The sequence below is a fragment of the Microbacterium sp. LS_15 genome (assembly GCF_041954735.1).
In the GTDB taxonomy this organism is placed as follows: domain Bacteria; phylum Actinomycetota; class Actinomycetes; order Actinomycetales; family Microbacteriaceae; genus Microbacterium.
Map to the genome: position 1 here is coordinate 192,327 of NZ_JAVAYD010000001.1, position 21,330 is coordinate 213,656.

26 protein-coding genes are annotated in these 21,330 nt (G+C 68.3%); 22 read left to right on the forward strand and 4 right to left on the reverse strand.

The window, feature by feature from the left end; all coding sequences use genetic code 11:
- Window positions 1-49: 49 nt before the first annotated feature.
- Complete coding sequence (locus tag RAC69_RS00935; protein WP_375084503.1) at window positions 50-1,759, reverse strand: FAD-dependent oxidoreductase; 1,710 nt, start codon at window positions 1,757-1,759, stop codon at window positions 50-52.
- A 102-nt stretch (window positions 1,760-1,861) separates the two neighbouring features.
- Here RAC69_RS00935 and RAC69_RS00940 point away from each other — a divergent pair, with 102 nt between their 5' ends.
- Entirely contained in the window at window positions 1,862-2,833 is a 972-nt protein-coding gene (locus RAC69_RS00940) for a sugar-binding domain-containing protein (RefSeq protein ID WP_341934595.1), read from the forward strand.
- A gap of 2 nt (window positions 2,834-2,835) precedes the next feature.
- Here RAC69_RS00940 and RAC69_RS00945 read toward each other — a convergent pair whose 3' ends face one another.
- A complete protein-coding gene (locus RAC69_RS00945; protein ID WP_375084505.1) occupies window positions 2,836-3,987 on the reverse strand; it encodes a glutamate--cysteine ligase in 1,152 nt (383 codons plus the stop codon).
- 207 nt (window positions 3,988-4,194) lie between these two features.
- Between RAC69_RS00945 and rpsP the strand changes: the two genes are divergently transcribed.
- The 6 genes from rpsP to RAC69_RS00975 all read left to right on the forward strand — a co-directional run bounded on the left by rpsP (window position 4,195) and on the right by RAC69_RS00975 (window position 7,559).
- On the forward strand, window positions 4,195-4,632 hold the full coding sequence (gene rpsP / locus RAC69_RS00950) for a 30S ribosomal protein S16 (RefSeq protein ID WP_341934593.1): 438 nt from the start codon (window positions 4,195-4,197) through the stop codon (window positions 4,630-4,632).
- Between the two features lie 6 nt (window positions 4,633-4,638).
- Window positions 4,639-4,869, forward strand: coding sequence for an RNA-binding protein (locus RAC69_RS00955; RefSeq protein ID WP_096715970.1), 231 nt, complete (start codon window positions 4,639-4,641; stop codon window positions 4,867-4,869).
- A gap of 1 nt (window position 4,870) precedes the next feature.
- Window positions 4,871-5,491 carry a ribosome maturation factor RimM gene (gene rimM, locus RAC69_RS00960; RefSeq protein WP_375084507.1) on the forward strand — a complete coding sequence of 207 codons (621 nt, stop codon included), beginning with the start codon at window positions 4,871-4,873 and terminating at the stop codon, window positions 5,489-5,491.
- A 19-nt stretch (window positions 5,492-5,510) separates the two neighbouring features.
- Window positions 5,511-6,212: a tRNA (guanosine(37)-N1)-methyltransferase TrmD gene (trmD, locus tag RAC69_RS00965; RefSeq protein ID WP_375084509.1), complete on the forward strand. Its 702-nt coding sequence runs from the start codon at window positions 5,511-5,513 to the stop codon at window positions 6,210-6,212.
- A 169-nt stretch (window positions 6,213-6,381) separates the two neighbouring features.
- On the forward strand, window positions 6,382-7,116 hold the full coding sequence (locus RAC69_RS00970) for a class I SAM-dependent methyltransferase (RefSeq protein WP_375084510.1): 735 nt from the start codon (window positions 6,382-6,384) through the stop codon (window positions 7,114-7,116).
- A complete protein-coding gene (locus tag RAC69_RS00975) occupies window positions 7,113-7,559 on the forward strand; it encodes a pyrimidine dimer DNA glycosylase/endonuclease V (protein ID WP_375084512.1) in 447 nt (148 codons plus the stop codon). The genes RAC69_RS00970 and RAC69_RS00975 overlap by 4 nt, the downstream gene beginning before the upstream one ends.
- 11 nt (window positions 7,560-7,570) lie before the next feature.
- Here the strand turns inward: RAC69_RS00975 and map are convergent, their stop codons facing one another.
- Window positions 7,571-8,353 (reverse strand): type I methionyl aminopeptidase, encoded by a 783-nt coding sequence (gene map / locus RAC69_RS00980; RefSeq protein ID WP_375084514.1) that lies wholly within the window; start codon window positions 8,351-8,353, stop codon window positions 7,571-7,573.
- An 88-nt stretch (window positions 8,354-8,441) separates the two neighbouring features.
- Here map and RAC69_RS00985 point away from each other — a divergent pair, with 88 nt between their 5' ends.
- The 9 genes from RAC69_RS00985 (at window position 8,442) to RAC69_RS01025 (ending at window position 15,493) form a co-directional block, all read left to right on the forward strand.
- Window positions 8,442-8,954 (forward strand): MFS transporter permease, encoded by a 513-nt coding sequence (locus tag RAC69_RS00985; protein ID WP_375084515.1) that lies wholly within the window; start codon window positions 8,442-8,444, stop codon window positions 8,952-8,954.
- 177 nt (window positions 8,955-9,131) lie between these two features.
- A complete protein-coding gene (rplS, locus tag RAC69_RS00990; protein WP_050721068.1) occupies window positions 9,132-9,479 on the forward strand; it encodes a 50S ribosomal protein L19 in 348 nt (115 codons plus the stop codon).
- A gap of 117 nt (window positions 9,480-9,596) precedes the next feature.
- Window positions 9,597-10,331: a signal peptidase I gene (lepB, locus tag RAC69_RS00995; protein WP_375084517.1), complete on the forward strand. Its 735-nt coding sequence runs from the start codon at window positions 9,597-9,599 to the stop codon at window positions 10,329-10,331.
- On the forward strand, window positions 10,328-10,990 hold the full coding sequence (locus RAC69_RS01000; protein WP_375084518.1) for a ribonuclease HII: 663 nt from the start codon (window positions 10,328-10,330) through the stop codon (window positions 10,988-10,990). Before lepB ends, RAC69_RS01000 begins: the two co-directional genes overlap by 4 nt.
- Before the next feature lie 42 nt (window positions 10,991-11,032).
- Complete coding sequence (locus RAC69_RS01005; protein ID WP_017204525.1) at window positions 11,033-11,359, forward strand: DUF2469 family protein; 327 nt, start codon at window positions 11,033-11,035, stop codon at window positions 11,357-11,359.
- A gap of 102 nt (window positions 11,360-11,461) precedes the next feature.
- Window positions 11,462-11,824, forward strand: a complete 363-nt coding sequence (locus RAC69_RS01010; protein WP_375084520.1) for a YraN family protein — start codon at window positions 11,462-11,464, stop codon at window positions 11,822-11,824.
- Window positions 11,821-13,350 carry a YifB family Mg chelatase-like AAA ATPase gene (locus RAC69_RS01015; protein WP_375084521.1) on the forward strand — a complete coding sequence of 510 codons (1,530 nt, stop codon included), beginning with the start codon at window positions 11,821-11,823 and terminating at the stop codon, window positions 13,348-13,350. Before RAC69_RS01010 ends, RAC69_RS01015 begins: the two co-directional genes overlap by 4 nt.
- A complete protein-coding gene (dprA, locus tag RAC69_RS01020; protein ID WP_375084522.1) occupies window positions 13,347-14,555 on the forward strand; it encodes a DNA-processing protein DprA in 1,209 nt (402 codons plus the stop codon). The genes RAC69_RS01015 and dprA overlap by 4 nt, the downstream gene beginning before the upstream one ends.
- Window positions 14,556-14,590: 35 nt before the next feature.
- Window positions 14,591-15,493: a tyrosine-type recombinase/integrase gene (locus tag RAC69_RS01025; protein ID WP_375084523.1), complete on the forward strand. Its 903-nt coding sequence runs from the start codon at window positions 14,591-14,593 to the stop codon at window positions 15,491-15,493.
- Window positions 15,494-15,509: 16 nt separating this feature from the next.
- Here RAC69_RS01025 and RAC69_RS01030 read toward each other — a convergent pair whose 3' ends face one another.
- A complete protein-coding gene (locus RAC69_RS01030) occupies window positions 15,510-16,037 on the reverse strand; it encodes a murein hydrolase activator EnvC family protein (RefSeq protein ID WP_375084525.1) in 528 nt (175 codons plus the stop codon).
- A 308-nt stretch (window positions 16,038-16,345) separates the two neighbouring features.
- On the opposite strand from RAC69_RS01030, the gene rpsB reads away from it, so the two are divergent.
- From rpsB to RAC69_RS01060, 6 genes are all read left to right on the forward strand, one after another.
- The gene (gene rpsB, locus RAC69_RS01035; RefSeq protein ID WP_341934577.1) at window positions 16,346-17,239 is read left to right on the forward strand and encodes a 30S ribosomal protein S2; all 894 of its coding nucleotides are present in this window, start codon (window positions 16,346-16,348) and stop codon (window positions 17,237-17,239) included.
- Between the two features lie 44 nt (window positions 17,240-17,283).
- Window positions 17,284-18,111 carry a translation elongation factor Ts gene (gene tsf / locus RAC69_RS01040; RefSeq protein ID WP_096715985.1) on the forward strand — a complete coding sequence of 276 codons (828 nt, stop codon included), beginning with the start codon at window positions 17,284-17,286 and terminating at the stop codon, window positions 18,109-18,111.
- Window positions 18,112-18,202: 91 nt separating this feature from the next.
- A complete protein-coding gene (pyrH, locus tag RAC69_RS01045) occupies window positions 18,203-18,919 on the forward strand; it encodes a UMP kinase (RefSeq protein WP_096715986.1) in 717 nt (238 codons plus the stop codon).
- A gap of 63 nt (window positions 18,920-18,982) precedes the next feature.
- Entirely contained in the window at window positions 18,983-19,537 is a 555-nt protein-coding gene (gene frr / locus RAC69_RS01050; RefSeq protein WP_341934576.1) for a ribosome recycling factor, read from the forward strand.
- 5 nt (window positions 19,538-19,542) lie between these two features.
- On the forward strand, window positions 19,543-20,727 hold the full coding sequence (locus tag RAC69_RS01055; protein WP_375084527.1) for a phosphatidate cytidylyltransferase: 1,185 nt from the start codon (window positions 19,543-19,545) through the stop codon (window positions 20,725-20,727).
- Window positions 20,727-21,308, forward strand: coding sequence for a DivIVA domain-containing protein (locus tag RAC69_RS01060; protein ID WP_375084529.1), 582 nt, complete (start codon window positions 20,727-20,729; stop codon window positions 21,306-21,308). The genes RAC69_RS01055 and RAC69_RS01060 overlap by 1 nt, the downstream gene beginning before the upstream one ends.
- The last annotated feature ends 22 nt before the right edge of the window (window positions 21,309-21,330 follow it).

Consider the following 21,330-nt stretch of genomic DNA (forward strand, 5'->3'; position numbering starts at 1 on the left):
TTCTTTTATTGTGGTTCGTCGCGAGGAGGGCGACGGTCGGAGGATCCCGTCAGCCGCGGGTGCGGGACGGGATGTGAAGTCCGTGGCGCTCGTTCAGCAGCGTCCGAGTCTCCTCGACCTCGGCGTCGTGACGGTCGCGATCCCAGTCGAGCAGCGCCGCGAGGGCGTCCGCCAGCTCGTCCAGCACCCCGGCGTCCGCGTTGCCGGTGAAGGCGATGCTGGTGCGACGCAGGACGACGTCCTGGAGCCGCGCGACGAGTTCGTTGCGCACCATCCACTCGAGCTCGCGCGTCGAGAGGTCGCCGCCAGCCAGGGGCGCGTCATCGCCCTGCTCGACGAAGGTCCAGACCTCCGCGGCGCGGGTGCCGTAGCGCGCGAGCAGCTTCTCGGCCCGGTCGCCGGCGCCGGCCAGGTTCTCCTGGATCCAGATGCGACGAGCCTTCTCGGTGCGCGGGAAGTCGCGTCCGCCTCCGATCGCGCGACCGGCGGTCGAGACGGTACGGGAGCGCCCGAGAAGGTCGAGCACGACATCGGAGAGCGATTCGCCGAGCGCGCGGAACGTGGTCCACTTCCCGCCCACGAGGCTGACCAGCGGGGTCGCGCCCTTCCTGTCGACCTCGACGCGGTAGTCGCGCGAGACGAACCCCGGTGCCGTGTCCTCATGGCGGGGGAGCGGGCGGATGCCGGAGAAGTTGAACACGATCTGCTCGCGAGTCACGGCGATCTGCGGGAACACGTGGTGGATGAGGTCGAAGAAGTAGTCGATCTCCTCCTCGGTGCACACGGGGACCTCGCGCGGGTCGGCGTCGATGTCGGTGGTGCCGACGAGCACCCGTCCCTTGAGCGGGTAGATCAGGACGATGCGTCCGTCGGAGTGCTCGAAGAAGATCTCGCGGCCCCGAGTCGCTTCCAGGAGCTCGGGGTGGTCGAGCACGATGTGCGACCCCTTGGTTCCGCCCATGAAGTGCGTGTCGGTGCCGAGTGCGTCGTTGGTCAGATCGGTCCACGGGCCCGAGGCGTTGACGACGACGTCGGCGGCGACGGTGAACTCGGTGCCGCTCTCGCGGTCACGCAGCACGACCTTGTCGCCATCGCGCGACACGGCTTCGACGTAGTTCAGCGCCACCGCGCCCGGGTGGGCTGCGCGGCCGTCCTGCAGCACATCGAGCGCGAGGCGCTCCGGGTCGTGCATCGACGCGTCGTAGTACGTGGCGGTGTACTTGATGCTCGGGTCGAGCGAGGGCAGCTCGGCGAGCGAGCGCTTGCGCCCGAGGAAGCGGTGACGCGGGACCGTGCCGCCGTCGCGCGAGAACGTGTCGTAGATCGTGAGGCCGATCTTGATCAGGAACGCACCGCGCTCCTGCGGCTTGCCGCTCTTGTGCGTGAGGAACCGCAGAGGCGCCGACAGGATCCCGGAGAACGTGGAGTAGATCGGGATGGTCGTCTGCAGCGGCTTCACGTAGTGAGGCGCGATCTTCAGCAGTCCGTTGCGCTCCTCGACCGACTCGCGGACCAGGCGGAACTCGCCGTTCTCCAGGTAGCGGATGCCGCCGTGGATCATGTGGCTCGACGCGGCGGAGGCCCCGGAGGCGAAGTCACCGCGCTCGACGAGGACGACATCGACGCCCTGGAGCGCCAGATCACGGAACGTGGAGATCCCGTTGATGCCTGCTCCGATGATGAGGACGCTCGTGCGTCCTGCTTCGCGAACGGCGCGAACCTCTGCGCGCTCCGGTGACGAGTGTGTCGACTCGATCATCTTCGACCTCCCTGTATTGCTTGCCCCCAGCATCGACCCGTGCGACCCTCACGCGCAAGCCCGTTGCACATATGTGCAAGGATCGGTGTCGAGGAGGTCGCCATGCCACACGCAGAGCCCGGATCCCGCGACTCCAAGCTGATCGCGGCGCTCACCGCAGCGCAGCTCTACTACATGCAGGACAAGACCATGGAGGTCATCGCGAAGGAGCTGAAGACCTCGCGGTCCTCGGTCTCCCGCCTCTTGAGCTTCGCGAGGGAGAGCGGACTCGTCGACATCCGCATCAATTCCCCGCTGGAGAGGCTCGGGATGCTCGAACAGCGGATCCGCGATCGACACCGGGTCGTGGCGCACGTCGTGCCGACGCCGGAGATCGTGAGCGAGGTCGAGCGGCTCGAGCGCGTCGCCCTCACGGCCGGCCGCCTGCTCTCGCAGTTCGTGGATTCGAACATGATCGTCGGGGTCGCGTGGGGATCGACCATCAGCGCGGTGAGTCGCGAACTCACCCAGAAGGAGACGCACAACACCACGGTCGTGCAGCTCAACGGAGCGGGCAACACCCAGACGAGCGGCGTGGAGTACTCCAGCGACATCCTGCAGCGGTTCGGCAGCGCCTTCGGCGCGCAGGTGCAGCAGTTCCCCGTGCCGGCCTTCTTCGACGACCCCTCGACGCGTGAGGCCATGTGGCGCGAGCGCAGCACGCGGCGGGTGCTCGACCTGCAGGCCAAGATGGACATCGCCGTCTTCAGCCTGGGCTCGCCGGCGGCCGAGGTCCCGAGCCGCGTCTACGTCGGCGGTTACCTGAGCCGCGACGACTACCGCAGCCTGCGCGAGGACCACGCGATCGGCGACGTCGCCACGGTGTTCTTCCGCGCGGACGGCTCCTGGAAGGACATCCGGGTCAATGCGCGCGCGACCGGTCCCGGTCTCGACAGACTGCGACGGGTTCCGCGGCGCGTCTGCGTCGTGTCCGGCATCCCGAAGCTCGCGAGTCTGCGTGCGGCGATCGCCGCAGACCTCGTCACAGATGTCGTGCTGGACGAGGGGCTGGCCCGCCGCCTGGTGGAGGACTGAGATCAGGGCCTCTCGGTCGAGGCCTCAGGACCCGACCGGAACTCCCTGATCAGATGCTGCACCACGGCTCGGAGGTCTCCGCCGGTCGCGTTCGCGATCGTGAGCTGGCGCTCGTAGCTGGCACCCTCGCTGAGGATCGTCGAGATGCTGCCGAACTCCCGCACGCATCCGAGTTCCACAGCCACCGGGGCCAGTTCGTCGAGGACCTCCGCGATGTGGTCGCGGACCGGGCGCTGCGCTCCCGCGGCATCGACGATGAGGCGTGCATCGAGCCCGTAGCGCGCCGCGCGCCACTTGTTCTCCCGGTGATACCAGGAGGGCATCGTCGCCCGTTCGCGTCCCTCGTCGATCTCGCGCGAGAGGTGCTCGACGAGAACCTGCACGAGTGCGGCGACGGCAGCGAGCTCCGGCAGGGTCGATAGTCCGTCGCACGCGCGGATCTCGATCGTCCCCCAGCGGGGAGCGGGACGGATGTCCCAGCGCACCTCGGTGGCGTCTGCCATGACACCGGTCCTGACCATGTCGTCGAGGTACGCCTCGTAGGCGGCCCAGTCCTGCAGTTGCCAAGGCAGGCCGGCGGTGGGGAGCTGCTGGAAGACCAGCGCGCGGTTCGAGGCGTACCCCGTGCGCTCGCCCGCCCAGAACGGGCTCGAAGCCGACAGTGCCTGGAGGTGGGGGAGATAGGCCGAGAGCGCGTTGATGATCGGGATGACCTTGCGCTGATCCTCGATGCCGATGTGCACGTGGATACCCCAGATCATCATGTTGCGCCCCCACCACTGGGTGCGCTCGATGAGCGTGTGGTACCGCGTCTTGTCGGTGACCTCCTGGTCGTACCACTGAGCGAACGGATGGCTGCCGGCGGAGAGCAGCTCGACACCGGCGGGGTCTGTCGCGGTCCGCACAGCGGCGATGGCGTTGGCGATGTCGTCGACGGCGTGCGCGACGGAGTCGCCGATCCCGCTCGTGACCTCGATGGTGTTCGTGAGCAGCTCGCCTGTCACCGTGTACCGTTCCTCGGCACTGTTCGCCTCGAGGACCTCCAGCAGCTCGGGGGCGCGCCCCACGAGGTCGCCCGTCGCCGGATCGGCGAGCATGAGCTCCCATTCCAGGCCGACGGTGGAGCGGTCTGAGGCGGCGAACTCGACTGTCACCCGCACAGTCTGGCACGCGAGTCGTGCGACACGACCGGGATCGTGTCCCCGCGTTTCGCGACTGGCCGCGGAGTCTGGCAGAATAGAGGGTCGGACGACGTGCTCGACCCTCTATCCAGCACGAGTCCTCCCTCTGAGCTTCCGCCGGATGTGCACCCCACTCTCCAGGCGACCGGTTCGTTTCCTTCCACACAATTCAGGAGAATCGTGGCTGTCAAGATTCGTCTCAAGCGCCTGGGCAAGATCCGTGCGCCCTACTACCGCATCGTCGTCGCCGACTCGCGCACCAAGCGCGACGGTCGCGTGATCGAGGAGATCGGCAAGTACCACCCCACCGAGGAGCCCTCGTTCATCGAGATCGACTCCGAGCGTGCGCAGTACTGGCTGTCCGTCGGCGCCCAGCCGACCGAGCAGGTCACCGCGCTCCTCAAGATCACGGGCGACTGGGGCACCTTCAAGGGCGACAAGGACGCGAAGTCCACCCTCAAGGTCGCCGACGAGAAGACCGCCTTCGAGGCGGACTCGTCGAAGAAGTCGGTCATCAAGCCCAAGGCGGAGAAGAAGGAGGAGGCTCCCGCAGAGGAGGCTCCCGCCGCCGAGGCCGACGCGGAGGCCGCTGAGGCTCCCGCCGCCGACTCCGAGTAATCCGCCGTGCTCGCCGCCGCGCTCGAACACATCGTCAAGGGGATCGTCGATCACCCTGAGGATGTCCGCATCAACGCCTCCACGTCGCCGCGAGGCGATCTCCTCGAGGTGCGTGTGCACCCCGACGATCGTGGACGCGTGATCGGGCGCGGCGGCCGCACCGCGAAGGCTCTGCGCACCCTCGTCTCCGCCCTGGCGGACGGGCGGCGCGTCCGCGTCGACGTCGCGGACGACTGACGTGGTGCCGAAAGACCGCAACCAGGGCAAGAACCAGCTCCGGGTGGGGCGCCTCGTCAAGGCCCACGGCCTCAAGGGCGCGTTGAAACTGGAACTGTACACCGACAACCCGGAGCGTCGCTTCACCCCGGGCGCCGAGTTCACGTTGCAGGTGCCCGAGGCATCTCCGTGGCACGGCAAGACCGTGACGGTCCGCGAGTACCGCGTCATGAACGCGAACTCCGTCGTCTTCTTCCAGGACGTCGACGATCGAGACGCCGCCGAGAGTCTCGTGCGTGCCATCCTCTGGATCGACCAGGATGCCGATGAGCCCGAGGACAACGCCTGGTACGACCACCAGCTCGTCGGGCTGGACGTCGTCCGCGACGACACCGTCGTCGGTCGTGTCATCCGCGTGGAGCACCTGCCCGCCCAGGACCTGCTCATCGTCAAGGCGCGCGAGCAGGAGATCATGGTCCCGTTCGTCGAGGCCATCGTCCCCACCGTCGACATCGCCGCCGGACGGGTCATCGTGACACCCCCGGCCGGCCTGTTCGAAGAGCTGCCCGACTCCGAGGACGCCGCGGATGCCGACGCGGAAGCGGATGCCGGTGAGTCGTCCGGCTCCGACGCGACCCCCTGAGCGCCGACCGGATCCTCTCGTGCGCATCGATGTCGTCTCGATCTTCCCGTCGTACTTCGACGGTCTGACCCTCTCACTGCTCGGCAAGGCTCGCAGCACGGGGCTGCTCGATCTGGCCGTGCACGATCTCCGCGACTGGACCCATGATCGTCACCGCACGGTCGACGACACCCCGTACGGCGGCGGTGCGGGGATGGTTATGAAGCCGGAGCCGTGGGCCGCGGCCATCGACGACCTCGCGCCGATCGACGCCTCCGCTCGACCGACCATCATCTTCCCGTCGCCCGCCGGCGAGGTGTTCACGCAGGCCACGGCGCGCGAGCTCAGCGAACGCGAGCACCTCATCTTCGGATGCGGACGCTACGAGGGCATCGACGAGCGCGTCTTCGAGTACGCGGCGGCACGGGGCGAGATGCGACTGATCAGTCTCGGTGACTACGTTCTGAACGGGGGAGAGGTCGCCACGATGGCGATGATCGAGGCCATCGGTCGCCTGGTCCCCGGAGTCGTGGGAAACCCCGAGAGCCTCGTCGAGGAGTCGCACGAGGACGGGCTGCTCGAGTACCCGTCGTACACCAAGCCCTCCCTCTGGCGGGATCGCCCGGTGCCCGATGTCCTGCTCAGCGGCAACCACGCCGCGATCGCCACGTGGCGTCGGGAGCAGCAGCTGGAGCGGACCAGGCTCCGCCGTCCCGATCTGCTGCCGGGCGACGCGTCCTAGAGCATCCGCTCACCGCGGGTGCTCGACGTTCCGCTCCGTCTGACCGTGTCGGACCAGGAGCACTCGCTCCGGCACGCGACGGTCCTGCGGGCTCATGCCCTCAGGACGGCACAAACGGTGCACGGCGTCGACGCACGGAGGCGATGCACCCGACTGGTACCGTCGGAGCATGGTCGATGAGGCGCTGGCGAGATCGTTCGAGGGAATCGGCGCGGACTACGACCGATACCGGCCCGGGTTCCCGTCGACCGCGGCAGATTCCATCGTCCCGCGACACGTCGATGTCGCACTCGACCTGGGAGCGGGCACGGGCAAGTTCACCGAACATCTGATGTCCCGCGCGAATCGGGTCATCGCGGTCGAGCCATCGGTCGCGATGCTCGATGTCCTCCGCGAGAAGCTGCCAGCCGTTGATTCTCTCGAGGGCAACGCGGAGCAGATCCCGGTCGCCGACGCGGCGGTGGACGTCGTGGCGGTGGCGCAGGCCTTCCATTGGTTCGATCGGGTGCCCGCGTGTGCCGAGATCGCGCGGGTGCTGAAGCCTGAGGGCACGCTCGGCCTGCTGTGGAACCGCTCCGATCCCGCGTGCTCGTGGGACCATGCGGCCTCGCGCGTCATCCATCCGGCCGTGGGCGAGGCCGATGAGACGACCAGCACGGCGGAGGAGCTTCCCGGGTTCCGTTTCGACCGTCTCGAATCGTTCCGCTGGGTCGAGCGGGTCACCCGCGCCGACTATCTCGCGCGGTGGTCGACCGTGAGCACGTTCCTCATCGCCGATCCGCCGGCGAAGGCGGCGATGACAGCCGCGATCGAGGGGATCCTGGACGCGGATGCCACGACAGGCGGCCGCGAGAGCTTCGACCTGCCGCACCTCACCGACGTCTTCCTGTACACCCGCGCATGAGGATCTGGTCGCTGCATCCCCAGTACCTCGATCGTCAGGGGCTCGTGGCGTGCTGGCGGGAGACCCTGCTCGCGCAAGCAGTCATCGCCGGACGCACCCGCGGGTGGGACAGGCACCCGCAGCTCGAGAGATTCCGCGCCGCACCCGAACCGCTCGACGCGCTCGGTTCTTATCTCGAGGGCATCGCGATCGAAGCCGACGAACGCGGGTATCGATTCGACCGGAGCCGAATCGATCGCCCGGCAGCCCGCCAGGCCGCCGCGCTCTCCGTCACGACCGGTCAGCTCGCCTTCGAATGGGGGCACCTCACGGCGAAGCTCACGGTGCGCAATCCCGACCTCCTCGAGGTCTGGTCGGGCGTGACGACGCCCGAGCCGCATCCGCTGTTCCATGTCCTCGACGGGCCGGTCGCAGGCTGGGAGCGCGCGTCGGAGGAGGAGTGAGCGCTGCGGCGTCAGGCCACCCCGAGGAACGATCGATCGGTGAGCACGATCGGCCCGTCGGCCGTCACGGCGACCGTGTGCTCGGAGTGCGCGCCGCGCGAGCCGTCGACGCTGCGCAGCGTCCACCCGTCTGGATCGGTGACCAATTCGTCGGTCGTGGCGAGCAGCCAGGGCTCCAGGGCGAAGACGAGTCCCTCGCGCAGGGGGAAACCGCGGCCGGCACGGCCGTCGTTGGGGACGTGCGGATCGCCGTGCATGATGCGGCCGACGCCGTGCCCGCCGAAGTCGGTGTTGATGGAGTACCCCTCGCCGTGTGACACCGCGGCGATGGCGGCCGAGATGTCGCCGATCCGGTTGCCGATGACCGCCGCATCGATCGCGGCGGTCAGCGCGCGCTCGGTGGTGTCGATCAGCCGGAGGTCTTCGTCGCGGGGTGTTCCGACGACGAACGAGACAGCCGAGTCGGCGACCCATCCGTCGACCGACACCGCGAAGTCCAGAGAGACGAGATCGCCGTCGCGGAGCGTGTAATCGTGCGGGAGCCCGTGCAGGACTGCGTCGTTCACCGAGGTGCAGATGACCTTGCCGAACGGGCTGGCGCCGAACGAGGGGTGGTAGTCGATGTAGCAGGACTCCGCGCCCGCCTTGCGGATCATGTCGTGCGCGCGGCGGTCGATCGCGAGGAGATTCGTGCCGACCTTCGTGTCGTCGCGCAGGGTCGCCAGGGTCTCCGCGACGAAGCGTCCGGCGGCGCGCATCTCGTCGATCTCGGCGGGGGTACGCAGTTCGATCATCGGGTGTCCTCTCGTCCCCTCCATTCTCCCTGATCCGTCAGCGAGGAGCCCGCACGCGCTCAGAGCGAACACTCCGGACGCGTACAGCATGCCGTCGTACGATCGAGGCATGTGGGTGCGTCAGGCGTTCTTCCGGTGGTTGCTCCCGGCCGCTTTCCTGCTGCCACTGTGGCTCTTCGTGGGGTGGGGAGTGTTCCAGGGCGGCTGGGCGATCCTGTGGGTGCTGTTCATCGCCGTGCCCTCCGTCTTCGTCGGGCAGCTGCTTCTCACGGTGCTCACGCGCTCCCGTCCTTCTGTGCGGGCCGAGCGGGCGGTGTCCTGGTGGGACGTCGCCGGATTCACCGTGTGGCACGGACTCACCATCGCCGTCGGCCTCTTCATCGACGGCGCCTTCGGATGGCTCCTGACCGCCGCGATCATCGCGGGTATCGCTCTGATCTGGCTGCAGCTGTGGCAGCTGTGGAACGAGGCGAGGGGGAGCGGGGCGCGCCTCCGCGAGACCATCTCCTGGTCGACCATCCCTCGCGTCGACGAGCCGACTCCGACCGCTCGACCGCGCGAGGTCATCGTCGTGCGCGAGACCGAACAGCGCGACGCCTGACGGACGGGCGCCGCGTTTTGGCGGCGGGCTGCATCCATGGCAGAATAGTTCTTTGTGCCGTGACCGGCTCTGCCTCAGGGGAGCCCGCGGACGCTTCGGCGCCGTTCAGCACACACCTTTTCTTGTTCCTTCCGAAATCATGCATCCGACCTGTGGCGAGTGCAGAGAGAGACGATCATGCAGATCCTCGACGCCGTCGACGCGGCTTCGCTCCGTTCCGACGTTCCCGTCTTCCACCCCGGTGACACGGTCAACGTGCACGTCAACATCACCGAGGGCAGCCGCTCCCGTATCCAGGTCTTCAAGGGCGTCGTCATCGGCCGCCAGGGAGACGGCGTTCGCGAGACCTTCACGGTCCGCAAGATCAGCTTCCAGGTCGGTGTCGAGCGCACCTTCCCCGTGCACTCCCCGGTGATCGACCACATCGAGGTCGTCACCCGCGGTGACGTGCGTCGCGCGAAGCTCTACTACCTCCGCCAGCTGCGTGGCAAGAAGGCGAAGATCAAGGAGAAGCGCGACAACTGACGCGCAGCTTCTCCACAGCACCCCGGGACACGATGTCCCGGGGTGCTTTGTTCTCCCCGGGGTGTGCGACCCTTGGTAGTGCCGCGTGAGCGCGGTGCGACTCTGTGAAGGAACCTGATGACGACTGACTCCGCATCCGCATCCACGCCTCGAACACGACGGCGCCGCGGATTCCTGGTCTTCCTCCGCGACGTTCTCATCATCATCGTCATCGCGGCCCTGGTCTCGTTCGTCGTGAAGACCTTCATCGTCCGCTCGTTCTTCATCCCCTCGGCGTCGATGGAGCGAACGCTCATGGTCGACGACCGGATCCTGGTCGATGAACTGACGCCGCGCTGGACCGACTACGAGCGCGGAGACGTCGTCGTGTTCAAGGATCCGGGGGGATGGCTCGAGGGGCAGCCGCAGACGCCGGCGCAGCCGCCGCTCATCCAAGCGGTCGACTGGGTGCTCACCGTCGTCGGGATCTCGGCCTCGGACTCGCAGGACCACCTCGTCAAGCGCGTCATCGGACTGCCGGGCGACCACGTCGTATGCTGCAACGCTCTCGGCCAGATCACCATCAACGGCGCTCCCATCGACGAGTTGGACTACCTCGATCTGCCGGAGGGGGACACTGCGGCATCCAACGAGCCCTTCGACGTGGTCGTGCCGGAGGACTCCATCTGGGTGCTCGGCGACAATCGCGACCGTTCGCGGGATTCCCGCGCACATCAGGATCTGCCCAGTGGCGGGTTCGTGCCGCTGGACAACGTCGTCGGCAAGGCGTTCTTCACGACCTGGCCGTTCGACCGCATGGGCACCATCGACGGTCATCACGACAGCTTCAACGGGGTGCCGGAGGCGGAATGACCGTCGTCGCACCGAAGCTCACCCTCGAACGCCGACTGCTCACCGAGGAGTGCGAGCTCATCATCTCGCTCGACGAGGTCGGTCGTGGCGCTCTCGCCGGGCCGGTCGCCGTCGGCGCAGCGGTGATGGACGCCAAGGGTGCCCGTCGACGCGTCCCGGAGGGGCTTCGCGACTCGAAGCTGGTCACGGAGAGACGACGGCCCGAGGTCGCCGCACGCGCTGCGGCGTGGGTGCAGGCATCGGGAGTCGGATGGGCGACCGCCGCGGAGATCGACCAGGTCGGCATCATGCGGGCGCTCGGTCTCGCTGCGTCGCGGGCCGTGCAGAGCGTCGTCGAGAAGGGTGTCGCTGTGTCCGACGCGCTCGTGCTCCTCGACGGCAATCACGACTACGTCTCCGCCGTGCACCCCGTGCCGCTGCGCGTGCGGTCCGTCGTCAAGGCCGACCGCGACTGCGCGTCGGTGTCGGCGGCGTCCGTGATCGCGAAGGTCGCCCGCGACACGTACATGGCCGAGCTGCACGTCGACCACCCGTCGTATCAATGGGACCGCAACAAGGGATACGCGAGCGTCGAGCATCGCGACGCCATCCGGTCGCTCGGGCTCTCGCCCCACCATCGGTCGTCCTGGGCGATCGCCGACGCGCCCACGCTGTTCTGAGCGTGCGACGACGAGCCGTGCCGACTCTAGGATGGACTCATCATGGATGAGGAAGCTTTCGACGACTACGACCGCGAACTCGAGCTGGCGCTGTTCCGCGAGTACCGCGACGTCGTCTCGCAGTTCCAGTACGTCGTCGAGACGGAACGGCGGTTCTATCTCGCCAACGAGGTCAACGTCGTCCGTCGCGACACCGAGCACGACTTCTACTTCGAGATCTCCATGAGCGACGTCTGGGTGTGGGACATCTACCGGGCCGACCGCTTCGTCAAGGCTGTCCGGGTGCTGACGTTCAAGGACGTCAACGTCGAGGAGCTCCAGCGCCGTGAGTTCGAGCTGCCCCAGGAGCTCTCGCTCGACGGCGAGTGATTTCTTCTGCACGACCGGCGAGATCCATGAGTTCTCCCCGATAGCCGTTCCTGCCTGTCGCCGCCCGCGTCAGACGGTGTCATCGGACGACAGGCTGTCGGCATGGCAGCGAAAGACGAACTCGGCAGGGCAGGCGAAGAGCGCGCAGCACGACACCTCCAGGATCGCGGATACGAGATCCTCGCCCGGAACTGGCGGTGCTCCCAGGGGGAGATCGACATCGTCGCGGCGACATCGGGATGGCTCTGCGTCGTCGAGGTGAAAACGCGATCCTCGGCCGCCTTCGGGCACCCCCTCGATGCGATCGACTCTCGGAAGCTCGGGCGGCTGTGGCAGCTGGCGTACGCCTGGGTCGCCGCGCACCCCGAGCGCGCCCGGGGGCTCGGGCTCCGCGTGGAGGCGATTGCCATCATGGGATCCGACCCCGCCTCGGGTGAGGTCGAGCATCTGGTGGATCTCGCGTGACCGTGGCCCGCACGTGGGCCGTCGCACTCACGGGCGTCGACGGACACCTTGTGGAGGTCGAGGCCGATCTGTCGAATCAGACGCCGGATTTCCGCATCATCGGTCTTCCCGACAAGTCGCTCGGAGAGGCGGTACAGCGCGTGCACAACGCCTGCAAGAACTCAGGGCTCGACCTTCCCCGGCGGAGGCTCACGATAAACCTCTCGCCGGCGAGCCTTCCGAAGCAGGGATCGTCTTTCGACCTGGGCGTGGCGGTCTGCGCTCTCGCCGCCGGTGGTGCGCTCGACGTCCGATCCATCCGCCGGACGGTGCACATCGGGGAACTCGGTCTCGACGGTCGACTGCGCCCCGTGTCGGGGGTCCTTCCCGCTGTCCTCGCCGCTGCACGCGCCGGATTCGATCGCGTCGTCGTTCCGGCGGCCAACGTCGGCGAGGCCACCCTCGTGCGGGGCGTCGATATACGCGCGGCCGTGTGTCTCGCGGAGGTCGCTGTGTGGCACGGTGCAGACGTGGCGGTTCCCGAGATCGAGCCCGTGGAGCGTCGTCTGGTCGAGCCCCCGGAGACGGGTTCGCCCGACCTCGCCGATATCGTCGGGCAGCACGACGCCGTCGAAGCACTCATCGTCGCGGCCGCAGGCGGCCACCACATGCTTCTCAGTGGACCACCTGGCGCGGGAAAGACCATGCTGGCGAGGCGACTGCCCGGCATACTCCCGCCGCTCACCGACGAGGAGGCGCTGGACGTCGCGTCGATCAGATCGCTGTGCGGGGAGAACGTGCGCGCCCTCGACGCGGTGGCTCCGCTCGAGGCGCCGCATCACAGCGCGTCGGTCGCCGCTCTCGTCGGCGGAGGTTCGCGGTCAGCGCGCCCCGGCGCCATCGTCCGCGCGCATCGTGGCGTGCTCTTCCTCGACGAGGCGGCGGAGTTCTCACGCGCCGCGCTCGACGCGCTTCGCCAGCCGCTCGAGTCGGGAACCATCGAGATCGGCCGGTCAGGCTTCACCGCACGCTTCCCGGCGCGATTCCAGCTGGTGATGGCGATGAATCCGTGCCCGTGCGGCCACTACGGGGTTCGGGGCGCCGAATGCGTCTGCCCGTCCGCGGCGATCCGCCGCTACGCGACACGACTGTCCGGACCCCTGCGCGACCGCGTCGACATCGAGCTGCAGATCGCGCGCGTCGCGCCCGCGCGCGCGGTGTCCGGTGCGCCGCCGCTGACGAACAGTCGGGACGCCGGCGCGCGAGTCGTGAGCGCTCGTGCCCGCGCCGCGGATCGATGGCGGGGGACTCCCTGGACGAGGAACGCCGACGTGCCGGGAACTCGGCTGCGTCAGATCGATGTGCGGATCCCGGCGGATGCGCGGACGCCTCTGGACCGGGCTCTCGAGCGGGGGCTGCTCACGCTGCGAGGGTACGACCGTGTGCTCCGGCTCGCGTGGACCATGGCCGACCTCGCGGATCTCGACCGGCCGGGCTTGGAACAGGTCGGTCGAGCCCTCTATCTGAAGCAGGGGTACGCGGCATGATCGAGGAGCTCCTCGCGGACGGATCGATTCGCGAGAGCCTTGCGCTCCTCGTGGCTTCGTCGGCATCGACCTCCGAGGAGGGCTTGGAGGAGATGGTCGCGCGCGTCGCATGGTCTGTCGTCGCGGAGCCGGGAGACGGAGTCGCCGGCGCGCTCGTAGCCGCGATGGGCGCGGCGGCCGCCTGGCGGACCGTGATCGACGGAGGCATGAGCAACGGGCTCATTGCGGTCGATCACGCCGCGAGCGAGCTCCGCGACGGGATCGCGCGCTGGCGCCCGCGCGTCTCGGTCGCTCGTGTCGGGTCGGCCCTTCACGATGCCGCCCACCTCGGAGCGCGGCTCCTCCTTCCCGGAGACGATGCCTGGCCCGAACCACTCGACGACCTGGAGGCACATGCGCCCTTCGTGCTCTGGACCAGGGGAGACGTCTCCGCACTGCGGTCAGACGAGCGGGTCGGGATCGTCGGCGCGCGTGCCGCCACGGGGTACGGCGAGCACGTGGTCGGTGAGATCGCCGGTGACCTCGCCGCGGCGAGTGTGTCCGTGATCTCCGGCGGCGCGTACGGCATCGACGGCGCGGCGCATCGTGCAGCCCTCGGCGTCGGCGGTGCGACCGTCGCCTTCCTCGCGGGCGGGATCGATCGCCCGTATCCGCAGGGGCATCGCGATCTCTTCCGACGCATCGTCGTCTCGGGAGCGATCGTGAGCGAGGTTCCCTGCGGGACGGCGCCGACGAAATGGCGTTTCCTCTCTCGGAACAGGCTGATAGCGGCGCTGAGCGATGCGACGGTGGTCGTCGAGGCCGGCTGGCGGAGTGGATCGCTGAACACGGCGGGTCATGCCGCCGCTCTGGGGCGTCCGTTGGGCGCCGTGCCCGGGCCGGTCACATCCCCGGCTTCGGCGGGGTGCCATCGACTGCTCCGAGAATACGATGCGCACTGCGTGACGACCGCGGAGGAGGTGCGCGAGCTGTGGCGTCCGTCGACCCATCCCCTCTCGACGACGCGCAACGATTCGCCCGAGCAGACGAGGCTTCTCGACGCCATGAGCGCGAGAACGGCATGGGACGCTGACGAGCTCGCCCGCCGGAGCGGCATCGCCCCGACCTCGGTGCGATCGCTCCTCGGCATCCTCGAGCTGGAGGGCCTTGTGCAACGGACCGAGCAGGGATGGAGGCGGCGCAGCGCGGACGAACGGCGGGGCTGACGCGGCGATCGACGAACGCGCGGCAAGCTGTCGGTATGGAGATCAGCGCTGCCATGTCGGCATTCGTCGACCATCTCGACCGGGTGCGTCGTCTGTCTCCCGCGACCGTCAGGGCGTACCGCTCCGACCTCCGTGATCTCTCCGCGATGGTCGGCGAGATCGGGGTCGGGCAGGTGACCTTGGAAGACCTTCGCGACTGGCTCTGGGCCGCGACGCAGCGGGGTGACGCGCGCTCGACTCTTGCCAGGCGAACCGCTGCGGTCAGGTCCTTCTTCGCCTGGGCGCAGGACGAGGAACTCATCGCGCACGACCCGAGCCTGCGCCTCGTCGCCCCGAAACGGGGACGCACCCTGCCGACCGTGGCATCGAAGGACTCGATGACAGCGCTCCTCGACGCCCAGAGGGAAACCGCGTCCAGCGGGGATCCCATCGCGCTTCGCGACCACGCGATCCTCGAGCTCCTGTACGGTGCGGGCATCCGCGTCTCGGAGCTCTGCGGTCTGGACATCGATGACGTGGATCTCGATCGCGGCACCGCCCGCGTGCTCGGCAAGGGGGCGAAGGAACGCGTCGTTCCCTTCGGGACGCCCGCTCGCGACGCCATCGGCGCATTCCTCACCCGCGGACGTCCGTTGCTCGCGGCCCGAGCGGCAGTGACATCGCCGGCGCTCCTCCTCGGCGTGCGCGGCGGTCGTGTGGGACCCCGGGCGGTCTACACGCTGGTGGCCGAGGTCCTCGCCCCGCTCGTCGGAGCAGAGACCGTCGGACCGCACGCTCTGCGCCACACGGCGGCGACCCATCTGCTCGACGGGGGTGCCGACCTGCGCGCCGTGCAGGAGATCCTCGGCCACGCGAGTCTCGGCACGACCCAGATCTACACCCACGTCTCGTCGGAACGACTGGCTGCGACCTACCGCCTGGCGCATCCGCGCGCCTGAGCGGAGCCGAGGGTCATCACCCGTCGTGGCAGCAGGGCAGCAGCACCGCGCGCGGCACGCTGCCGAACAGCAGCATCGGGTTCACATACTCGCCGCGAACGCGGACGCCGACATGCAGCGAGTTCGCGGCCGCATGGCCGCCGACGCCGACCGTTCCGATGAGATCGCCGACCGAGACCACCGTCCCGACGGCGATGTGCGACATCAGCGGCTCATAGGACGACACGAGCCCACCGCCGTGCTCGATCGTCAGCACGGGACGGTCCACGACGACCCCGCGGAAGGCCACGACGCCGACAGCGGGAGCCCGCACCTCGGAGCCGATCTGCGCTCGAAGATCGACGCCGCGATGTCCAGCCGCGTACCGGTGGGCGGGGGCGCGATACGGCTCCACCACCTCCTGCGGCGCCTCGACGGGCCATTGCCACCGTGGGTACTCGCCGCGATCGGGAGGGGTCGCTCCGTCGCCGACGGCGCGACCCGGCTGGAGGAGCAGAAGCAGCGCCATCGCGAGCAGTACCGCGAGTGCCAGTCGGTGTCTCATGGCGACAGCTTGACGGTCGCCGCGGAGGCTTTCGGACGTCCCCTCACGGTCTCCACGGGAGCCGGGGAGAAACGCCCTTGTCCCGCGAGTGGTGGAGGAGCAGTGGCCCCGGGGGATCCTGTATGCTGAAGGGGCACCTCGATATCGGGGTGACTACGCGTGCCCAGAGCGACTCCGGTCGCGGCATCCATTCCCACAGGTCCCGTTCTCGAACGGGCGGGAGTGCGCCGGGCACCAGGGAATCCGATCGTCCGATCGGTTCGACAAACCTCAACGGCGTGTTCTCGCGCCAGAACAAGGAGACGACCATGGCTGTGGTCACCATCCGCCAGCTGCTCGACAGCGGCGTGCACTTCGGACACCAGACCCGTCGGTGGAACCCGAAGGTGAAGCGCTTCATCCTGACCGAGCGCAGCGGTATCCACATCATCGACCTGCAGCAGTCGCTGGGCTACATCGACAAGGCCTACGACTTCGTCAAGGAGACGGTCGCCCACGGTGGCACCATCCTCTTCGTCGGCACGAAGAAGCAGGCTCAGGAGATCCTCGCGGAGCAGGCGACCCGTGTCGGCCAGCCCTTCGTGAACCAGCGCTGGCTCGGCGGCCTCCTCACCAACTTCTCCACCATCGCGAAGCGTCTCGCTCGCATGAAGGAGCTCGAGGAGCTCGACTACGAGAACCCCGCCGCATCGGGCTTCACCAAGAAGGAGCTGCTCCTCAAGAAGCGCGAGCTCGACAAGCTGCACAAGTCGCTCGGCGGTATCCGCAACCTCACCAAGACGCCGTCCGCCCTGTGGGTCGTCGACGCCAAGCGCGAGCACCTCGCGATCGACGAGGCCAAGAAGCTCGGCATCCCGGTCATCGGCATCCTCGACACGAACGCCGACCCCGACGACTTCCAGTACCCGATCCCCGGCAACGACGACGCGATCCGTTCCGTCTCGCTGCTGACGCGCATCATCGCCGACGCCGCGGCCGAGGGCCTGCAGCAGAAGCACAACCCCGAGTCCGGCGACGCGGAGCCGCTGGCCGAGTGGGAGAAGGAGCTTCTCGCGACCCCCGCTGAGGAGGTCACCGAGGCTGAGACCGCCGAGACGCCCGCCGACGCCGCAGGTGCCGAGGCCCACGACGAGGCGATCGCCGACGCTGCTGGTGAGGAGACCTCCGAGGTCGCCGCCGCCGAGGCAGCCGACGCCAAGTAATTCCGCGACCACCACACACATCACGAAGCAAGGAGCCACCACACATGGCCAACTTCACCATCGCCGACCTCAAGGCGCTGCGTGAGCAGCTCGGCACGGGAATGGTCGACACCAAGAAGGCGCTCGAGGAGGCTGACGGCGACGTCGAGAAGGCCACCGAGATCCTGCGCCTGAAGGGTGCGAAGGGCAACGCCAAGCGCGCCGACCGTTCCACCAGCGAGGGCCTCGTCGTCGCTCGCGAGCAGGACGGCGCCGTGACGCTGATCGAGCTCGCCTGCGAGACCGACTTCGTCGCGAAGAACGAGCGTTTCATCGCGCTGGCCGACAAGGTCGCCGACGCTGTCGCCGCCGTCAAGGCGGACTCGGTCGAGGCTGCCCTTGCCGCTCCGGCCGGCGACAAGAACGTCGAGACGGTCATCTCGGAAGAGGCCGCGATCATCGGCGAGAAGGTCGAGCTGCGTCAGGTCCGCACCGTGACCGGCGACAAGGTCGAGGTGTACCTGCACCGCACGAGCAAGGACCTCCCGCCGCAGATCGGCGTCGTCGTCGCCTACTCGGGTGACGATGCGGAGACCGCTCGCAGCATCGCTCAGCACATCTCGTTCGCCAACCCGTCGTACCTCTCCCGCGAGGACGTTCCGGCGGAGGCCGTCGAGAAGGAGCGCGAGATCGTCACCGAGATCTCCCGCAACGAGGGCAAGCCGGAAGCGGCTCTGCCCAAGATCGTCGAGGGCCGCGTCTCCGCGTTCATCAAGCAGGTCGCACTGCTCGAGCAGGACTACGCGAAGGACAACAAGCTCTCCGTCGCCCAGGTGGCGAAGGACGCCGGTATCACCGTGACGGACTTCGCGCGCTTCAAGGTCGGCGCGTAGCACGGTCGAAGGGGTTCGGATCCACGTGGTCCGAACCCCTTCTTCATGCCCACGAGGCACTATCTTGAATCGGGACGAGAGGACAACACCCATGACCGAACGCACCGGACGCCGCCGCGTCCTGCTCAAGCTCTCCGGAGAGGCGTTCGGCGCCGGACAGCTCGGCGTCAACCCCGACGTCGTCAGCCAGATCGCGCGCGACATCGCCGCAGCCGTCGATCGCGTGGAGATCGCCATCGTCGTGGGCGGCGGCAACTTCTTCCGCGGGGCCGAGCTGAGCCAGCGCGGCATGGACCGCGGACGCGCGGACTACATGGGAATGCTCGGCACCGTGATGAACGCTCTGGCCCTGCAGGACTTCCTCGAGCAGGCGGGCGCCCCGACGCGCGTGCAGTCCGCCATCTCGATGACCCAGGTCGCCGAGCCCTACATCCCGCGCCGAGCGGAGCGCCACATGGAGAAGGGTCGCGTCGTCATCTTCGGCGCAGGCGCCGGACTCCCGTACTTCTCCACCGACACGGTCGCGGCGCAGCGCGCCCTCGAGATCGGGGCGAAGGAGGTGCTGGTCGCCAAGAACGGCGTCGACGCCATCTACACCGCGGATCCCAACAAGCACGCGGATGCCGAGCGCATCGACCGCGTCACCTACCGCGACGCCCTGCAGCGCGGCCTCAAGGTCGTCGACTCCACGGCTTTCAGCCTCTGCATGGACAACAACATGGACATGCGCGTGTTCGGTATGGAGCCGGCAGGCAACGTGACGAAGGCGCTGCTCGGCGAACCGATCGGGACACTCGTCACCGCGTGACCTGACGGGCGTTCCGCGCCCGGCCCGATAGAATTCTTGAACACCCCGACGATAGGAGCCACCGTGATCGCGGACGTCCTCGCTGAAACCACCTCTCGCATGGCGCGGGCGGTCGAAGCCGCCAAGGAGGACTTCTCCACGGTGCGCACCGGCCGGGCGAACCCGCAGCTCTTCCAGAAGCTCCTGGTCGACTACTACGGCACGCCGACCCCGCTCGCGCAGCTCGCCTCCCTGGCCAACCAGGAGGCTCGCACCCTCATCATCACCCCGTACGACAAGTCGGCGCTCAAGGCGATCGAGCAGGCTGTCCGCGACATGCCGAACCTCGGTGCGAACCCCACGAACGACGGCAACCTCGTGCGTGTCACCATGCCCGAGCTCACGGCCGAGCGCCGCAAGGAATACGTCAAGCTCGTGAAGTCGAAGGCGGAGGACGCGAAGGTCCACGTCCGCGGCATCCGTCGCAAGTCCAAGGACGAGCTCGACGCTCTCAAGAGCGAGCTCGGCGAGGACGAGATCGCTCGCGGCGAGAAGGAACTCGACGTCCTCACGCGCCAGCACGTCGACCTCATCGACGACGCTCTCAAGCGCAAAGAGGCCGAACTCCTCGAGGTGTAGGCGGTATGTCCGACGATCCCATCGGCGAAGGACCCGAGACGCCGCATACGCGCCGCGATGCGCGCGATCCGGCGTTCGCTGCGGACGGAGCCCCGCTGGGCGATTCCGCATTCCCGGGGTTCGACGCCGACAGCATCCCTCCGCGCCCGCCGCTCCCCGCGGAGCCGGCAGCGGCCGCGCCGGTAGCGGCCGAGCCGGTAGCGGTGGAGCCGCCGGTCGTGGTGGCGCCGACGTTGGCGACCGCCGACCACAACGCGATCCGCGAGCAGTGGCGCGCAGCGCGCGACGAGTTCGGGACCCACGTCTCTCACGCTCGTGACCAGATCGACCAGGCCAACGAGCGGATCAAGGAGCGCACGGGGCGAGACCTGGTGCTGGCGATCCTGATCGGCCTCGCTTTCGGCGCTGCGCTCCTCGCCTCGCTGCTCTTCATCAAGATCCTCTTCGTGCCGTTCGCTCTGGCAGCGGCACTGCTGGGTGTCTACGAGCTCTCGCTCGCGCTGCGTGGCTCGGGCCGCCGCATCGACCTGATTCCGCAGTTCATCGCGGCGGGCTGCCTCGTCCTCTCCGCCTCCTTCCTCGACCTCTGGCTCGTCTGGGTGACCCTGTTCCTGGCCGTCGCGTTCGTCGTGGTGTGGCGCCTCATGGCCCAGATGGTCGCGAAGGACGGTCGGACGTACGGCGATGTGCTCTCGGATGCCGTCATCGGCGGATTCGTGCAGATCTACGTGCCTTTCCTCGCCGCTGTCGCGCTCATCCTTCTCGGTCAGGAGGGGGGCGAATGGTGGGTGCTGAGCTTCATCATGATCGCCGTCGTGGCCGACACCGGCGCGTATGCCGCCGGTCTCGCGTTCGGACGGCACCCGATGGCTCCGCGCATCAGCCCGAAGAAGACGTGGGAGGGCTTCGGTGGTGCGGTGGTCGGCTCGATCGCGGCCGGTGTGCTGCTCGCGATCTACCTCCTCCACCTGCCGTGGTGGATCGGGGTGATCTTCGGTGCGTCCATCCTCCTGTCCGCGACCCTCGGCGATCTCGGCGAATCCATGCTGAAGCGCGACCTCGGGATCAAGGACATGAGTTCGTGGCTGCCCGGCCACGGTGGCCTGCTCGACCGACTCGACAGCATCCTCCCGTCGACGATCCCCGCTCTCTGCCTCTACTTCCTCTTCTCCTCCTGGACGGTGCTGTGATGGCTTCAGAACAACGACTCGACGCGACGCAGGTCGACGATCCCCGTCCGGCATTCTCGCTGACGAGCGGGCGTACGCGCGGATACCATCGTGCCGCTGTCGACACCTTCCTCGCCGCCGCTCGGACGGCGTTCGAGGGCGGCGGCGACCTCTCCGCCGCCGACGTGCGCGTGGCGTCGTTCCCGCTGGTCAAGAACGGATACGTCATCTCCGAGGTCGATGCCGCTCTGGGCCGCGTGGAGGACGCTCTCGCAGGCCGGGCTCGCGAGCAGTCCGTGCGCGAGAAGGGCGCCGGGGCGTGGGTCGAGGAGGCCAGGGCCGAGGCGCAGGTCATCCTCGATCACCTCGCGCGTCCCAAGCGCCATCGCTTCGCGCGGACGGGTGTCCTGACGTTCGGTTACCGCGTGGACGAGGTCGACCACGTGGCATCGCGTATCGTCCGCTACCTTCGCGACGGCGAGCCGCTCTCTGCGGAGCAGCTGCGCGGCGCGGCGTTCCGGATGCAGCGCGGCGGGTACCGGGAGGAGCAGGTCGATGCCCTCCTGGACGCGACCATCGATGTGATCCTGGCGGTTCGCTGAACGTTTCCGTGGTCCAGCCCGA

Bases quoted from the DNA above. Each gene is read 5' to 3' on its own strand.
- RAC69_RS00935 (WP_375084503.1), bottom strand. From the start codon at position 1,759: ATGATCGAGTCGACACACTCGTCACCGGAGCGCGCAGAGGTTCGCGCC.
- RAC69_RS00940 (WP_341934595.1), top strand. From the start codon at position 1,862: ATGCCACACGCAGAGCCCGGATCCCGCGACTCCAAGCTGATCGCGGCG.
- RAC69_RS00970 (WP_375084510.1), top strand. From the start codon at position 6,382: ATGGTCGATGAGGCGCTGGCGAGATCGTTCGAGGGAATCGGCGCGGAC.
- RAC69_RS00975 (WP_375084512.1), top strand. From the start codon at position 7,113: ATGAGGATCTGGTCGCTGCATCCCCAGTACCTCGATCGTCAGGGGCTC.
- map (WP_375084514.1), bottom strand. From the start codon at position 8,353: ATGATCGAACTGCGTACCCCCGCCGAGATCGACGAGATGCGCGCCGCC.
- RAC69_RS00985 (WP_375084515.1), top strand. From the start codon at position 8,442: ATGCCGTCGTACGATCGAGGCATGTGGGTGCGTCAGGCGTTCTTCCGG.
- rplS (WP_050721068.1), top strand. From the start codon at position 9,132: ATGCAGATCCTCGACGCCGTCGACGCGGCTTCGCTCCGTTCCGACGTT.
- lepB (WP_375084517.1), top strand. From the start codon at position 9,597: ATGACGACTGACTCCGCATCCGCATCCACGCCTCGAACACGACGGCGC.
- RAC69_RS01000 (WP_375084518.1), top strand. From the start codon at position 10,328: ATGACCGTCGTCGCACCGAAGCTCACCCTCGAACGCCGACTGCTCACC.
- RAC69_RS01005 (WP_017204525.1), top strand. From the start codon at position 11,033: ATGGATGAGGAAGCTTTCGACGACTACGACCGCGAACTCGAGCTGGCG.
- RAC69_RS01010 (WP_375084520.1), top strand. From the start codon at position 11,462: ATGGCAGCGAAAGACGAACTCGGCAGGGCAGGCGAAGAGCGCGCAGCA.
- dprA (WP_375084522.1), top strand. From the start codon at position 13,347: ATGATCGAGGAGCTCCTCGCGGACGGATCGATTCGCGAGAGCCTTGCG.
- RAC69_RS01025 (WP_375084523.1), top strand. From the start codon at position 14,591: ATGGAGATCAGCGCTGCCATGTCGGCATTCGTCGACCATCTCGACCGG.
- RAC69_RS01030 (WP_375084525.1), bottom strand. From the start codon at position 16,037: ATGAGACACCGACTGGCACTCGCGGTACTGCTCGCGATGGCGCTGCTT.
- rpsB (WP_341934577.1), top strand. From the start codon at position 16,346: ATGGCTGTGGTCACCATCCGCCAGCTGCTCGACAGCGGCGTGCACTTC.
- tsf (WP_096715985.1), top strand. From the start codon at position 17,284: ATGGCCAACTTCACCATCGCCGACCTCAAGGCGCTGCGTGAGCAGCTC.
- pyrH (WP_096715986.1), top strand. From the start codon at position 18,203: ATGACCGAACGCACCGGACGCCGCCGCGTCCTGCTCAAGCTCTCCGGA.
- RAC69_RS01055 (WP_375084527.1), top strand. From the start codon at position 19,543: ATGTCCGACGATCCCATCGGCGAAGGACCCGAGACGCCGCATACGCGC.
- RAC69_RS01060 (WP_375084529.1), top strand. From the start codon at position 20,727: ATGGCTTCAGAACAACGACTCGACGCGACGCAGGTCGACGATCCCCGT.